We start from the raw sequence: 12,898 nt of genomic DNA, 5'->3' as shown, positions 1-12,898 counted from the left end.
CCCCGCTCCCACCACAGGACCTGACAAAGCCCTACTAGGATCGGGGCCATGCCGCAGTCCGCCGCCGCCGACGACCCCGGCCACCCCCGCCACCCCGCCGAGGCCGCCGCCCGCGCCATCTCGCTCACCGCGCTGGACCGCGTCGTCACCGACTGCCGGGCCTGCCCGCGCCTGGTCGAGTGGCGCGAGGAGACCGCCCGCACCAAGCGCCGCGCCTACCTGGACTGGGACTACTGGGCCCGCCCGATCCCCGGCTTCGGCCCGCCCGACGCCCCGCTCGTCCTGGTCGGCCTCGCCCCCGCCGCCCACGGCGCCAACCGCACCGGCCGGATCTTCACCGGCGACCCGTCCGGCGACCTGCTCTACGCGGCGCTCTACGACCTCGGGCTCGCCAACCGCCCCGAGTCCGTCCGGTACGGCGACGGCCTGCACCTGCACGGCGTCCGCATCACCGACCCGGTCCGCTGCGCCCCGCCCGACAACAAGCCCAGCACCGCCGAACGCGACACCTGCCGCCCCTGGATCACCCGCGAACTCCAGTTGCTGCGCCCCACCGTACGGACCGTCGTCGCCCTCGGCGGCTTCGCCTGGCAGGCCCTCCTGCCCGCCCTCGCGCAGGCCGGCTGGCAGGTCCCCCGGCCCCGCCCCGCCTTCGGCCACGGCGCCCTGGCCGTCCTCCCCGCCACCGACGACGGCCCCGCCCTCCAGCTGTACGGCTGCTACCACGTGAGCCCGCGCAACACCAACACCGGCCGCCTCACCACCCCCATGCTCCGCGCCCTGCTCCGCACCGCCGCCCGGTCGGCCGGGCTGGAACCTGCGTCGGAGTAGGCCCGACGGCACCGACCCCCGTACGGTGCCGTCGGACCCGCCCCGACCAGCCGGGCCCCCGACCGACCGGGCCCCCAACTGATCGGGCCCGCACTCAGTCGAACCGCCGGGTCGCGGTGATCCCGCCGTCCACCGGCAGGGTCACCCCGGCCACGTACGACGCCCGGTCGCTCAGCAGCCAGGCCGCCGCCTCCGCGATCTCGGTGTCCGCTCCCGCCCGGCCCAGCGGGGTGGAGCGGACCACCAGGGCGTCGAACTCCGGGCCGGACGCGAAGAACTGCTCCGTCGAGGGCGTCCGCACCACGCCGGGCGCGACGGCGTTGACCCGGATGCCGTGCCGGGCGTAGTCGGCGGTGGCCGCCTTCACCAGGCCGGTCAGGCCGTGCTTGGCGGCCTGCTGGACGCCGTCCCCGAAGCCGCCCACCAGCGCGCCCACCCCGGAGTTGAGCACCACCGCGCCGCCCCGACCGCCCGCCGCCATCGCCCGCAGCTGGGCCCGCAGGCAGAGCCAGCTGCCGCGCAGGTTGAGCGCGTGGGTGTCGTCCCACTCGGCCTCGGAGCGCTCGGCGAGCGGGGCCGGCGACAGGCCGGAACCCGCGTTGTCGAAGGCCGCGTCCAGCCGGCCGTACGTCGTGAGCGCCGCCTCGACCGTCCGCTCGGCGCCCTCCGCGGTGGTCAGGTCGGCGGCGACGGCCACCGCCCGGGCCCCGCCGGCCCGCAGCTCGGCGGCCAGCGCCTCCACCTCGGCGCCGGAGCGGGCGGCCAGCACCAGCAGCGCGCCCTCCCGGGCGAACAGCCGGGCGGCGGCTGCGCCGATGCCGCGCCCGGCGCCGGTGACGATCGTGACCTTGTCGTCGAGAAGTCCCATGCGGCGAGCCTCCCGGCGCCCCGCCCGGGCCACCAGCGGCCAGCCCTTCCCGGGGACGGGCCGACCAGGGACCAGCCGACCAGGGACGGGCCAGCCAGGGACGGCCAGGTCCTGGCTAACCCCGCCCGGCTGTGGCAGCGTGACCGCATGCCCGAGACCCCGCTGGGCGCGTTCCTGCGCGCCCGCCGCGCCCGCCTCGCGCCCGCCGAGGCGGGCCTGCCCCCGGCCGGGCGCCGCCGGACGCCCGGGCTGCGCCGCGAGGAGGTGGCGGCCCGCGCGGGCATCTCCGCCGACTACTACGCCCGGCTGGAGCAGGGCCGCCAGCGGGTGCCCACCGGCCCGGTCCTCGACGGCATCGCCGAGGCCCTGCAACTGGCCGGGGCGGAGCGCGCCTACCTGCACCGGCTGGCCGCCCGGCACCGCGCACCGGCCGGGGCGCCGCCCGAGCCGCCGGCCGTCTCCGCCACCACCCTGGCGCTGCTGGACACCCTGGACGCCGCGCCCGCCTTCGTCACCGGCCCGACCTTCGAACTCCTCGCCTGGAACCGCCCGGCCGGCCTGCTGATGGCCTGGCCGGAACGGCGCCCGCCCCACGAGCGCAACCTGCTCTGGCAGGTGTTCTGCTGCCCGTACGGGGACCGTTCACAGGGCAACCTCGCGGCCACCGGCTCGATCGGCGCGGACCTCGTCGCCTCGCTGCGCGCCCACCACGCGGACCGCCCCGGCGACCGCGGGCTCACCCGCCTGGTCCGCCGGATGTCCTCGGACAGCCCGGCCTTCGCCGCGCTGTGGGACCGCCACCGGGCCGGCCCGCCCGGCCCCGGCCGACTCCACATCCGCCACCCGGCCCTGGACACCGACGTCCTGGACTACACCGTGCTCGCCCTGCCCGAGGAGGGCCGGTACGTCTTCGCGTGCCTCGCCCCACCCGGCAGCCGCGCCCGCCACGCCTTCGCCGCCGCCCACGACGCGGCCCCGGCCCACGCGGCGCCGTTCTAGGTTGGGCCTAGGTTTGGCCTAGCCGAACCGCGGCAGCTTGCGCCCCGCCGCCCAGGCCCACACCTGGGGCAGCCGGGCCCGGGCCGTCTCGGCGGCGGTGAGCTGGCGGGCGTAGAGCACCCCGAGGCCGAAGGGCTCGCCGCTGTCGGCGGCCTGCCCGGCGAGGGTGCCGGCGGCGACCACCGCGTCCTGGTGCTCGCCGAGCAGTTCCTGGACGGCCTTCATCCGGTCCGTGTACCGCTCGGCGGCCGAGCCGACCGCCGGGGCGGCGGTCTCGCCGGCGTAGCGGGCGCGTTTGGCGGCCTTGCGGGCCTCGTGCAGGGCGCGGTCGCGCTGTTCGGCGGGCCCGGCCCCGGCGTCGAGGGCCGCCCGGACGCGCTCGCCGGTGCGGTGCTGCTCGCGCTCGGCGATCCGGGCCAGCTCGGGGACGGCGTCACGGCCGGCCCGGCGGCGCAGCGGGGGGTCGGCGAGGAGGGTGGCGAGGGCGTCGGCGAGGGCGCGGCGGCGCGGGCTGTCGAGGGCCGCGAGCACCTCGGGCCAGGCCTGCCGGTACTCGGTCCGCCCCCACCGCTCCAGCTCCGCCGCGACCCGCTCCGGCCGGCACTCAGCGGGCAGTGCCCGGGCCTGGGCGGCCAGCCGCTCGGCGAGCACCTCGCCGTCCCGGGCGCGGCCGAGGGCGGCCGCGAGCCAGCGCAGTTCGGCGACCAGGTGGTCGGTGGCCCCGGGGGCGAACAGCCGCCGGAAGGTCCGCAGGGCGCTGCGCAGCCGTCGGCAGGCGACCCGCATCCGGTGCACCGCGTCCGGTTCGTCCGCCCGGACGGCGTCGTCGAGGCCGGCCAGTACCGCCGCCTGCGCGCCGAGGCGGTCCAGCAGCACCTGCCCCACCGTGGTGGCGGGTCGCGCCATGAGCGCTCACCCCCTCATCGGGGTCGCCGGGAACGCCTTCCAGGCTACGGGTCCGGGCGCACGACGACGACCAGGACCGCGACGGGAACGAGCAGGCCCGGGACGGGGACGAGCCAGGCCCGGGACGACCGCTCGGCGCACACGACGCCGACCCGCACGAACAGCGAAGCGGCCGCGGCTGAGCGGGCGTCAGGCGGGTGAACGAACGGCCTCCGGCGGGCAACGCTTCCGCTCCCCGGGTACGCGCCCTCGTGCCGGATGTAAGCGTCGTGGCATACTCCGGGACGTGACGACCTCCACCCATGCGATCAGGGCCCTGCGGGCCGCGGTGTTCACCGCGCTCGCCGTGCCGCTGTCCGCGCTGGGCCAGGTGGTCATCACGGGTCGCCCGCTGCCGCTCTCGCTGGTGGCGGCCGCGACCGCCGTCGTCTTCCTGGTCGCGGCCGCGCTGGCCGGCGGGGAGCGGCGGCTGCTGCACATCTCCAGCGTGCTGGTGCCGGTCGAGCTGCTGCTCAACACGACGTTCAACCTGGGGCAGGCCGGCTGTGGGCCGATCCTGTCCGAGCACGTGCCCGCGCGCGGTGTGAACCTGCTGGTGTGTGGCGGCGGTTCGGTGGACGGGTCGCTGCTGGCCGGTCCGCTGGGCCATGTGGGGCCGCTGGCCCCGGCGGCGACCCAGGTGCTGCTCCTGCTGGTGCACCTGGTGATCGCGCTGGCCGCCGCGGCCTGGCTGCGGCTGGGCGACGCGGCCCTGTCGGGCCTGGCCCGGTCGCTGCGCGCGCTGCGCCAGTCGCTGGCCCGCCCGTTGCGCGCCCTGGTCCTGCTGCTGCTCCCGGCTCCGGTTCGGCCGGTGCTGCGGGTGCCGCTGCCGGTGTCGGACCGCGTGCGGCCGCGCCGCGAGGACGTGGTGCTGAGCCCGGCTCCCCGGCGTGGTCCGCCGGTTCTCGCGCCTGCCTGCTGACCCGCCCGAGGCCGTAGGGCCGCCGCGCACGTTCGTCCGCAGGCAGCGCGCACAACTCCCGCGTTCACTCGATCCCGCCGCACCCGGTGCGGTTTCCCGCGCGCATCCGCGCGCCGCGTACAGGAGTTGCCTTCCATGGCTCAGACCCCCAGCAAGCAGCAGGCCAAGCGCATCAGTGCCCGTGAGCGGATCCAGGAGGCGCAGCGCATCGAGCAGGCGGCCTCGAAGCGCCGCCAGCGGATCGTCGTGGCGGTGTCCGCCGTCGCGGTGCTCGCCCTCGCGGGCGGAGCGGCGGTCGCGATCAACTCGGCGTCCGGCAAGAAGGACTCGACGGCGGCCGCCGATGCGGCCGCGCCGACGGAGCTGGTCGTCCCGGCGAACGCCTCCGGCCCGGACGGCACGGTGATCACCTACGGCAAGGCCGACGCCCCGCACACCATGGAGGTGTACGAGGACTTCCGCTGCCCGGTCTGCAAGCACTTCGAGGCGGCGAACGGCGAGGCGGTCAAGAAGCTGACCGAGGACGGCTCGGTCAAGGTGGAGTTCCACCTGGCGGCGTTCCTGGACAACGCCCTCGGCGGCAAGGGCTCGCGCACCGCGCTGGCCGCCGCGGGCGCCGCGCTGAACGAGGGCGTGGACAAGTTCAAGCAGTTCCACGACGTGCTGTACGCCAACCAGCCCGACGAGCGGAAGGACGACTTCGGCAACGTCAACCACATCCTCGACCTGGCCGGCCAGGTGCCCGGGCTGAAGACGGACGCCTTCGTGAAGGCCGTCACCGACAAGACGTACGCGCCGTGGGCGGCGAAGGTCGCGGAGGCGTTCAACGGCAGCGGGGTGACGGGCACCCCGACGGTCAAGGTGGACGGCAAGTCGATCACGCTGTTCAGCGGCCAGTCCACGGTGACGCCGGAGCAGTTCACCGCCCAGGTCAAGCAGGCCGCCGGCCTGAAGTAAGCAGGGCACCACCGGCCCGGCCGAACCCCGGCCGGGCCGGCTCCTCCCAGCCACCGGAGTGTGCTGCCATGACCGCCGCTACCTCTGTGCACCTCTCCACTCCCGCCCCCGGCGACGCCGGCCGTGCGCCGGTCGGCGCGGGCCGGGCGTTCTCCCTGCTGCTGTTCCTCGGCGGGCTGATCGGGTTGGCCGCCTCGGCCGTCCTGACCTTCGACAAGCTCCGCATCCTGGAGAACCCGTCCTACGTCCCCAGTTGCAACCTCAATCCGGTGATCAGCTGCGGTTCGGTGATGCGCACCGAGCAGGCGGAGGTCTTCGGGTTTCCGAACCCGCTGCTCGGGCTGGCCGCCTTCGGCGCGCTGGCGGCGGTCGGGGCGGGGCTGCTGGCCGGTGCCGCGTACCGGCGCTGGTTCTGGCTGGGCCTGCACGCGGGCACCCTGCTGGGTGTGGTGTTCGTGCACTGGCTGATCGACGAGGCGCTGTACCGGATCGGCGCGCTGTGCCCGTACTGCATGGTGGTGTGGGCGACGGTGGTGGTGCTGTTCTGGTACACGACGCTGCACAACCTCCGGACGGGGGTGATCCCGGTGGGCCCGCGGCTGCGGCCGGTCGTGCGGGAGGCGGCGCGCTACCACTGGGCGGTGCCGGTGCTGTGGGCGGCGGTGATCGCGCTGCTGATCCTCAACCGGTTCTGGTACTACTGGAGCACGCTGGTCTGACGGGCCTGACCGACTGGCATATTTGACGGACCGTCAGCCGACGTACCCCGTGGAGTGCAGCAGCGCGGTGGCGCCGGTGCGCCGGGCCGCCAGGGCCCGGGTGAGCCGGCGCGCCGCGCAGGGGTGCAGCAGTGCGGCCGCCCGGGCGGGGGTGAAGTATCCGTACTCGGTGATCTCCTCGGCCTGCACCCGGATGGTCGCGCCGGCCGGGACCGTTCCGCCGTCGAACATGAACTGCACGGCGGGGTGGGCGTGTTCGCCCTGGCCCGGGATCGGGTCGCGCCACTCGACGACGAGCAGCCGCAGCTCGCCGGCCACCAGCCCGGTCTCCTCTCGCAGTTCGCGGGCGGCGCATTCGGCGGGGCCCTCGCCCGGGTCCATCCCGCCGCCGGGGAACTGCCACTGGGCGCGGTAACTGGCCTTCAGCAGCAGGACGTCGCCGCCTTCGCCGGTGAGCAGCACGCTGCAGCCGACGTAGGCGCGCAGCAGCCCGGCCAGCCAGTCCTGTTCCGAGAGCCAGGTGTCCGTCATCGCGCCTCCTCCGCCGGTGCCCCGTCGCGGTGGTTACTCTGCCGCAACCCCCGTGCCGGATCCGGCGGTTCGTACCTAATCCACCCGATCGGGTACTCGACGCACGAGAGCTCCTACCCGAAGACCGCCCGCCGGTAGGCGTTGCGCAGGTCGGTGAGCGGCTGGATGCCGCGGTCGTAGTGGACCTTGTTGGTGAGCAGCAGCGCCCAGCGGCCGAGCCGCCGGGAGATCCAGATGCCGGTGCCGGTGAAGCCGTAGTGGACGAAGGTGCCCTCGGCGGGGTCGGTGCCGGGGGCGTGCAGCCAGGACAGGCCGCGGGCGGGGGCGAGACCGCCGGTCTGTTCGCGCAGCGACTCCGCGATCCAGGCCTCGCCCCAGGGCAGTTGGGGCGGCGGGGCGAGCAGCGCGGCGAGGAAGCGGGCGAGGTCGCGGGCGGTGGAGAAGGCCCCGGCGTTGCCGGAGACGCCGCCGAGCAGCCGGGCCGAGGGGTCGTGGACGACGCCGCACAGGTGGCTCCCGACCTGCGGGTCGTACTCGGTGGGCGCGGTGCGGGCGGTGTCGGCGGGGCCGAGCGGCCCGTACCGGGTGTCGGCCATGGCGAGCGGCCGCCAGATCCAGCGACTGGCGAGCTCGGCCGGCGGCGCGCCGCCGAGGTCCTCGACGAGGTAGCCGAGCAGGACGGCGGCGCGGTCGGTGTACTCGACGGCCGTGCCGGGCGCGCGGTGCAGCGGGGCGGCGATCACCCCGGCCCGGATCGCCGCGAGGTCGCGCCCGTAGAGCTGCTCGAATCCGGTGTGCGGGAGCATTCCGGCGGTGTGCGCGAGGAGTTGACGGACCGTCACCACGCCGACGGGGTGCCCGGAGGCGGGCGGCCACCAGTGGCCGAGCGGTTCGTCGAGCGGGAGCCGCCCGGCCTGCCGGAGCACTCCGACGCAGGGCCAGAGGGCGACGATCTTGGTGAGGCTGGCGAGGTCGTACCGGGTGTCCGGCCCGGGGGCGAGCCGAGCGTACGGGCCCTGCCCGAGCACACCGTGCGCGCCGCCGCCGAGCGCCCCTCCGGCATCGCCGACGGCCCAGACGGCGCCGGCCCCGACGGTGCGCACGCCGCCCCGGACCAGCCGGTCCAGCTCCCCGCCGGGCGCGGCCAGGGCGGGGAGCCGGTCGGCTCCTGGCGGTTGCTGGCTCATCGTCCCCCCTCAGAGGTGTCGTGAGCCTACCCGCCGGGCGGGCCGGTCAGGCCGCCGCGGGCAGTTCCTTGCCGAGGCAGATGCTCTGCGGGTGATCGCGGTAGATGCCGAACTTCCGGATCGCCGCGTACCCCTCGGACCCGTACAGCGCCACGGCCTCGGGCTGCTCGGTGCCGGTCTCCAGGATGACGCGGGTGCGGCCGGCCTCGGCGGCGGTCTGCTCCAGGCGGCGCAGCACCGCCCGGGCCAGGCCACGACCGCGGGCGGCGGGGACCACGAACATCCGCTTCAGCTCGACGTCGCCGTCGCGCAGCCCGTCCGGCCCGGCCTGCTTGGCCCGCCAGCCCCCGCAGGCGACCGGCCGGCCGTCGAGGTAGGCGATCAGGAACAGGCCGGCCGGCGAGTCGAAGTCGTCGAGGTGCAGCACGGTCTCGTCGGGGTCGCCGTAGCGGCGGACGTACTCCTGCTGCACCTCCGCCGACAGGGCCTGGGCGTCGGGGTGGGCGTAGCCGGTGACGCGGAACTCGACGGTTCCGGCCTCCATGGTGGTGCTCTTCATGAGGGAAGAGCCTACGACCTGGATCAGCGGGCCTCGAAACGGGCGACCAGCTCGTTCTTGCCGAACATCCGTGCGGTGTCGACGGCGTTCGGGGTGCCGGCGGTGGGGTCGGCGCCGCCGTCCAGCAGGACGGTCAGCACGTCCTCGGCGCCCTTGAAGACGGCGCCGGCGAGCGGGGTCTGGCCGCGGTCGTTGGCGCGGTTCGGGTCGGCGCCGCGCGCCAGCAGGGCTTCGACGGTGGCGGCGTGGCCGTGGTAGGCGGCGAGCATGAGCAGGGTGTCGCCGCGGTCGTTGGTGAGGTTGGCGGGCGCACCGGCGTCCACGTAGGCGGCCAGGGTGTCGGTCTCGCCGGCGCGGGCGGCGTCGAAGAGCTTTCCGGCCAGGGCGATCACCTCGGCGTCGGGGGCGCCGGGAGCGTCGGCGGGCTGCTGGTTGGCGGCGTCGGTCATGGCGGGCGGCCTTTCCGGTCTGTGGGTCCTGCGGGTTCTGCGGGCTCTGCAGGTTCTGCGGGTGGCGGAGCCGCGGTGACGGAGTGCGGCTGGAGGAGCTGCGCGTACCGCACCGTAGCGGCCGGGTGCCGGGCCGGGCCAGCGCGCATCCGGATGGCGGATGGCGGCCCTCGAACGGCGGCCATCCGGGCGAACTTCCCCGACCCCCCGGAAACCTCCCGCCCACCCGGCGGGAATGCCTCGCCGCGCTGGAACTGCGCGGGACACGGCCCCACCCCGGCCGGTCCGCCCGCCTTCGCCCGAACTCCAGGGCGACGTTGAACGGGAAACCACCCATTTGCACCGTTCCATCATCTATTACTTTTTGTCACGATTAGCGCACTTTCCGTAACACCGTCCCCGTCCCCCCTCCCCGAGGAGCAGAACGTGATCCTCTCGATTTCCGGCATCGTCCTGTTCGGCACCATCGCCTTTCTGTTCTTCCGCAGGGACGGGCTAAAGGTCTCCCACGCCGTCGTCTGCGCCCTCTTCGGCTTCTACGTCGCCGGTTCCTCGATCGCCCCGAGCATCACCGCCGGCGGTGCCAGCCTGGCGAGCCTGCTCGGCGGCCTCAAGTTCTAGGGCGTGTCTGACAATTCCCGCCGGGCGCGCGACGCCGGGCATCCCGCCTGGACGCACCGGCGAAACGTCCAAGTACGGCCCAGTACGAGGACGCTTCGCCGGCACGCCCAGCCGGGCGCCCACCGCCGCGCGCTGATCCGACGCGAATTGTCAGACACGCCCTGGACCCTGTCCGGCCGGACAGGGCCCAGGCCCCACGTTCCAGGCGCTGCCACTCCCCCGCACGGGCCCGGGCGCGGATCCCACCGCCCCGGGTCCCGTCGTACCGGCTCCGCCCCCGCCACCCGACCCGTCCCACTCGCCCGGGGAGTCAAGGAATGCCGCTCCAACGCCACCTCAGCAAGGGCCGCGAGATCGCCCGAACCGCCGGGGACCACGCCTCCGACATGTTCGCCCCCCTCTCCGTGATCGGCCGCGGACTGCGCCACCACGCGGGCTGGGCCAAGGACCGCTGGAACGCCACCCCGAAGGAGCGCCGCGGCCCGACGCTGTTCCTCTCCGCCGCGATGCTGGTCGGCGTCTACCTGCTGCCGCACGGCCTGCTGTTCGCCCTGATCGCCCTGATGGCCAGCTCCGCCTGGACCGGCCGGGCCCCCAAGCCGGCACCCGCCCCGCCCGCCCCGGACGTCGCCGACGTCAAGCTCGGCGCGCTCTACGCGGCGCTCACGCCGTACCTGTGCGGCCCCGAGGACGCCAACCCGCTGTACCACTACGAGGGCCACTACAAGCGCGCCTTCGGCTCCTGGGAGTTCGACGACGAGGGCCGGCTCTCCCGGCTGGAACTCGGCTACCCGGCGTACTTCACCGACACCGAGCCGAGCGCGCGGGCCCGGATCGAGCAGGTCGTCCAGGGCAAGGCCGGCCGGGCCCGGGAGTACCGCTTCGACTGGGACGAGGAGTCCAACCGGCTGCGGATCGCCGCGCTCACCCCGCTGCCCGCCGACATCGTCGCCCAGCGCTTCGTGGCCGCCCCCGGCGAGATCGTGCTCGGCTTCACCGACGAGGACGGCACCGCCCGGACCATCCCGGTCTTCCAGGGCGGCACGATCGCCCAGCAGCCGCCGGTCGTCTGGCGCACCGGCCCGCGCTCGGCCGAGCCGCACCTGCTGGCGCTCGGCGTCACCGGCTACGGCACCTCCAGCCTGATCCGCTCGATCGCGCTCCAGGCGCTCCCGTACGGGGACCTGGTGGTGGTCGACGGCGCGGGCACCGGGGAGCACGCCTGCCTGGTCAACCGGCCCGGCGTGCACACCGTGGAGACCAGCCTGCACGGCGCGCTGGCCGCGCTGGAGTGGGCCTCCCAGGAGACCGAGCGCCGGCTCGCCGCGCTGAACGCCGCCCGGCACGCCGGCACCGCGCCGCCCGAGGACGCCACCCGTCCGCTCTGGCTGCTCCTGGACCACCCGACCGAGCTGAGCGAGCTCGCCCACGCCGAGGGCCGCCCGGACCCGCAGGACCTGCTGGAGCTGCCGCTGCGGCACGGCCGCGCCGCCCGCGTCACCGTGGTGATCGCCGACGACATCGAGGCCAGGGGCCGGATCACCGCGACCGTGCGCTCCACCACCCGGGCCCGGGTGCTGCTCGGCCCCGCCGGCCCCGAGGAGGGCCACGCCGTGCTCGGCGCGCCGCTGGACATCGTGCCCGCCGCGCACGCCCCCGCCGGCCGCGGCTACGCCCGGATCGGCAACAGCACCCCCGTCCGGCTCCAGGTGCCCGCCACCGTCGACCCGCTGGACGAGGAGGCCCCGGCCCAGCTGCGGGACGCGGTGATCGCCCTGCTGCCGCACCGCGACACCCGCACCGAGGCCGCCGCCGACCTGCCGCCCCGGCCGGAGCGTCCGCCGGTGGCCCTGCCGGCCGATCCGGCCCCCCGGGCCCACCCGGTCGACCTCGCCAAGGGCGAGCCGATGATCCGTTCCCGCCCGATCTCCTGACCGCGGCGGACGGGGGCGGCGGCGCTCGTCGAATCCCGTCCCGGTAGGCTCGTCCAGGAAAGGCCGACCGATCACCAGATGTGAAATAGGTGACACCTAGGGTGATATCCACGGCCAGATGTGACAAATCGGGCGCCGATGGGTACAAACAGGGGCGGCACGACAGACGACGCATGTCCCGGGACGGGAATCTTCGTCGGAAGCCGAGCGTTGACCGAACGACGAAGAACAGCGACCACTAGTCCTGTGGGCTATAAGCCCGGGAGGCACGATTCATGAGCGAGCGAGCTCTCCGCGGCACGCGACTCGGGGCCACTAGCTACGAGACCGACCGCGGTATCGATCTGGCTCCCCGCCAGACCGTCGAGTATGCATGTCAGAACGGACACCGATTCGAGGTTCCTTTCTCGGTCGAGGCGGAGATCCCCCAGGCCTGGGAATGCCGCTTCTGTGGCCAGGAGGCGGTACTTCTCGACGGCGACGAGCCGGAAGAGAAGAAGGTCAAGCCGACGCGTACCCATTGGGACATGCTGATGGAGCGCCGGACCCGTGAGGAACTGGAGGAGGTACTGGCCGAGCGACTGGCCGTGCTCCGCTCCGGCGGAATGAACCTCGCGGTGCACCCGCGGGACACCCGCAAGAGCGCCTGACCTCGCTCCCGCCACGGCGGGAGGACGCGAAAAGGGACCCTGGTGACCAGGGTCCCTTTCGCGTTCCCGCCTCGCGTTCCCCGGGACGGGAACGCGAGGCGGGAGGGGCGGTCAGCCCGAGATCGGCGGGCGGTACGTGGTGTCCGGGCCCTGCGGACCGCGCGGGCCGTCGCCTGGCTCCACCACCTCGCCCTGGATCACCTTGCCGTCCGGGCGGTGGATGCGCAGCTGCTCCTGCAGCCGCATCGCGTCCGCGAACGGGTCCGCCCCGGCGGCGACGGTGCTGCGCAGCGCCTTGTCGGCCACCCGGCGGCCACCGGCCCGCCAGAGCGCCCGGGTGGGCGGGAACAGCAGGGTGAGCGCCACCAGGTCCGACAGGAAGCCCGGGACCATCAGCAGCAGGCCCGCCAGCACCGTCAGACTGGTGCCGGTCTGGGGCTGCTCGGACTTCGGGTCCTTGCTCTGCTCGATCGCCGCGGACAGCGCCTTCAGCCCGGCCCGCTTGATCAGCGAACCGCCGATCAGCGCGCCCGCGATGAGCAGCAGCACGACGACGAATCCACCCAGCCACGAGCCCACTTGGACCAGCAGCCAGATCTCCAGCACCAGCCAGGCGGTGATCAGCAGCGGCAGCACCCGGCGGAGCTTGCCGCGCGGGGCCGGACGGGCGGGGGTAGCTTGCTGGGTCACGGTACGAATCCACTCCAAGCAGTGCTCTGCGCGCCG

The 12,898-nt window shown here is 74.9% G+C and carries 15 protein-coding genes; 8 read left to right on the top strand and 7 right to left on the bottom strand.

Annotation, left to right across the window (positions count from 1 at the left end; all coding sequences use genetic code 11):
• Window positions 1–48 precede the first annotated feature (48 nt).
• Window positions 49–831, top strand: a complete 783-nt coding sequence (locus ACFWPI_RS05430) for a uracil-DNA glycosylase (RefSeq protein WP_380377307.1) — start codon at window positions 49–51, stop codon at window positions 829–831.
• 94 nt (window positions 832–925) lie between these two features.
• On the opposite strand, the gene ACFWPI_RS05425 is transcribed toward ACFWPI_RS05430, so the two are convergent.
• Window positions 926–1,699 carry an SDR family NAD(P)-dependent oxidoreductase gene (locus ACFWPI_RS05425; protein ID WP_380377309.1) on the bottom strand — a complete coding sequence of 258 codons (774 nt, stop codon included), beginning with the start codon at window positions 1,697–1,699 and terminating at the stop codon, window positions 926–928.
• A gap of 147 nt (window positions 1,700–1,846) precedes the next feature.
• Between ACFWPI_RS05425 and ACFWPI_RS05420 the strand changes: the two genes are divergently transcribed.
• On the top strand, window positions 1,847–2,698 hold the full coding sequence (locus ACFWPI_RS05420) for a helix-turn-helix transcriptional regulator (protein ID WP_380377310.1): 852 nt from the start codon (window positions 1,847–1,849) through the stop codon (window positions 2,696–2,698).
• 18 nt (window positions 2,699–2,716) lie between these two features.
• Here ACFWPI_RS05420 and ACFWPI_RS05415 read toward each other — a convergent pair whose 3' ends face one another.
• A complete protein-coding gene (locus ACFWPI_RS05415) occupies window positions 2,717–3,604 on the bottom strand; it encodes a CHAD domain-containing protein (RefSeq protein WP_380377311.1) in 888 nt (295 codons plus the stop codon).
• 286 nt (window positions 3,605–3,890) lie between these two features.
• Between ACFWPI_RS05415 and ACFWPI_RS05410 the strand changes: the two genes are divergently transcribed.
• The 3 genes from ACFWPI_RS05410 (at window position 3,891) to ACFWPI_RS05400 (ending at window position 6,241) form a co-directional block, all read left to right on the top strand.
• On the top strand, window positions 3,891–4,565 hold the full coding sequence (locus ACFWPI_RS05410; protein ID WP_380377313.1) for a hypothetical protein: 675 nt from the start codon (window positions 3,891–3,893) through the stop codon (window positions 4,563–4,565).
• 135 nt (window positions 4,566–4,700) lie between these two features.
• Complete coding sequence (locus ACFWPI_RS05405; protein WP_380377314.1) at window positions 4,701–5,522, top strand: DsbA family protein; 822 nt, start codon at window positions 4,701–4,703, stop codon at window positions 5,520–5,522.
• Between the two features lie 68 nt (window positions 5,523–5,590).
• Window positions 5,591–6,241 (top strand): vitamin K epoxide reductase family protein, encoded by a 651-nt coding sequence (locus ACFWPI_RS05400; RefSeq protein ID WP_380377315.1) that lies wholly within the window; start codon window positions 5,591–5,593, stop codon window positions 6,239–6,241.
• A gap of 33 nt (window positions 6,242–6,274) precedes the next feature.
• Here the strand turns inward: ACFWPI_RS05400 and ACFWPI_RS05395 are convergent, their stop codons facing one another.
• From ACFWPI_RS05395 to ACFWPI_RS05380, 4 genes are all read right to left on the bottom strand, one after another.
• Window positions 6,275–6,772, bottom strand: a complete 498-nt coding sequence (locus ACFWPI_RS05395) for an NUDIX domain-containing protein (protein WP_380377316.1) — start codon at window positions 6,770–6,772, stop codon at window positions 6,275–6,277.
• Window positions 6,773–6,885: 113 nt separating this feature from the next.
• Window positions 6,886–7,959 (bottom strand): serine hydrolase domain-containing protein, encoded by a 1,074-nt coding sequence (locus tag ACFWPI_RS05390; RefSeq protein WP_380377317.1) that lies wholly within the window; start codon window positions 7,957–7,959, stop codon window positions 6,886–6,888.
• Window positions 7,960–8,005: 46 nt separating this feature from the next.
• Window positions 8,006–8,518, bottom strand: coding sequence for a GNAT family N-acetyltransferase (locus ACFWPI_RS05385; RefSeq protein WP_380342973.1), 513 nt, complete (start codon window positions 8,516–8,518; stop codon window positions 8,006–8,008).
• Between the two features lie 23 nt (window positions 8,519–8,541).
• Window positions 8,542–8,967, bottom strand: coding sequence for an ankyrin repeat domain-containing protein (locus ACFWPI_RS05380; protein ID WP_380377319.1), 426 nt, complete (start codon window positions 8,965–8,967; stop codon window positions 8,542–8,544).
• 426 nt (window positions 8,968–9,393) lie between these two features.
• Here ACFWPI_RS05380 and ACFWPI_RS05375 point away from each other — a divergent pair, with 426 nt between their 5' ends.
• The 3 genes from ACFWPI_RS05375 to ACFWPI_RS05365 all read left to right on the top strand — a co-directional run bounded on the left by ACFWPI_RS05375 (window position 9,394) and on the right by ACFWPI_RS05365 (window position 12,172).
• On the top strand, window positions 9,394–9,588 hold the full coding sequence (locus tag ACFWPI_RS05375; protein ID WP_063346460.1) for a hypothetical protein: 195 nt from the start codon (window positions 9,394–9,396) through the stop codon (window positions 9,586–9,588).
• A gap of 317 nt (window positions 9,589–9,905) precedes the next feature.
• The gene (locus ACFWPI_RS05370; protein WP_380376503.1) at window positions 9,906–11,522 is read left to right on the top strand and encodes a hypothetical protein; all 1,617 of its coding nucleotides are present in this window, start codon (window positions 9,906–9,908) and stop codon (window positions 11,520–11,522) included.
• Window positions 11,523–11,797: 275 nt separating this feature from the next.
• On the top strand, window positions 11,798–12,172 hold the full coding sequence (locus ACFWPI_RS05365) for an RNA polymerase-binding protein RbpA (protein ID WP_030306127.1): 375 nt from the start codon (window positions 11,798–11,800) through the stop codon (window positions 12,170–12,172).
• A 111-nt stretch (window positions 12,173–12,283) separates the two neighbouring features.
• Here the strand turns inward: ACFWPI_RS05365 and fxsA are convergent, their stop codons facing one another.
• Window positions 12,284–12,862 (bottom strand): FxsA family membrane protein, encoded by a 579-nt coding sequence (fxsA, locus tag ACFWPI_RS05360; RefSeq protein ID WP_380376506.1) that lies wholly within the window; start codon window positions 12,860–12,862, stop codon window positions 12,284–12,286.
• Window positions 12,863–12,898 lie beyond the last annotated feature (36 nt).

This window comes from Kitasatospora sp. NPDC058492, assembly GCF_042720685.1.
Lineage (GTDB): Bacteria > Actinomycetota > Actinomycetes > Streptomycetales > Streptomycetaceae > Kitasatospora.
The sequence above is the reverse complement of the archived record's forward strand: the minus strand, read 5'-3'. Positions and strand labels throughout refer to the sequence as shown.

What these genes read in the sequence shown, in the direction of transcription:
- ACFWPI_RS05405 (WP_380377314.1), top strand. Translation starts at nt 4,701, where the DNA reads ATGGCTCAGACCCCCAGCAAGCAGCAGGCCAAGCGCATCAGTGCCCGT.
- ACFWPI_RS05430 (WP_380377307.1), top strand. Translation starts at nt 49, where the DNA reads ATGCCGCAGTCCGCCGCCGCCGACGACCCCGGCCACCCCCGCCACCCC.
- ACFWPI_RS05380 (WP_380377319.1), bottom strand. Translation starts at nt 8,967, where the DNA reads ATGACCGACGCCGCCAACCAGCAGCCCGCCGACGCTCCCGGCGCCCCC.
- ACFWPI_RS05400 (WP_380377315.1), top strand. Translation starts at nt 5,591, where the DNA reads ATGACCGCCGCTACCTCTGTGCACCTCTCCACTCCCGCCCCCGGCGAC.
- ACFWPI_RS05420 (WP_380377310.1), top strand. Translation starts at nt 1,847, where the DNA reads ATGCCCGAGACCCCGCTGGGCGCGTTCCTGCGCGCCCGCCGCGCCCGC.
- ACFWPI_RS05425 (WP_380377309.1), bottom strand. Translation starts at nt 1,699, where the DNA reads ATGGGACTTCTCGACGACAAGGTCACGATCGTCACCGGCGCCGGGCGC.
- ACFWPI_RS05365 (WP_030306127.1), top strand. Translation starts at nt 11,798, where the DNA reads ATGAGCGAGCGAGCTCTCCGCGGCACGCGACTCGGGGCCACTAGCTAC.
- ACFWPI_RS05385 (WP_380342973.1), bottom strand. Translation starts at nt 8,518, where the DNA reads ATGAAGAGCACCACCATGGAGGCCGGAACCGTCGAGTTCCGCGTCACC.
- ACFWPI_RS05370 (WP_380376503.1), top strand. Translation starts at nt 9,906, where the DNA reads ATGCCGCTCCAACGCCACCTCAGCAAGGGCCGCGAGATCGCCCGAACC.
- ACFWPI_RS05395 (WP_380377316.1), bottom strand. Translation starts at nt 6,772, where the DNA reads ATGACGGACACCTGGCTCTCGGAACAGGACTGGCTGGCCGGGCTGCTG.
- ACFWPI_RS05415 (WP_380377311.1), bottom strand. Translation starts at nt 3,604, where the DNA reads ATGGCGCGACCCGCCACCACGGTGGGGCAGGTGCTGCTGGACCGCCTC.
- ACFWPI_RS05390 (WP_380377317.1), bottom strand. Translation starts at nt 7,959, where the DNA reads ATGAGCCAGCAACCGCCAGGAGCCGACCGGCTCCCCGCCCTGGCCGCG.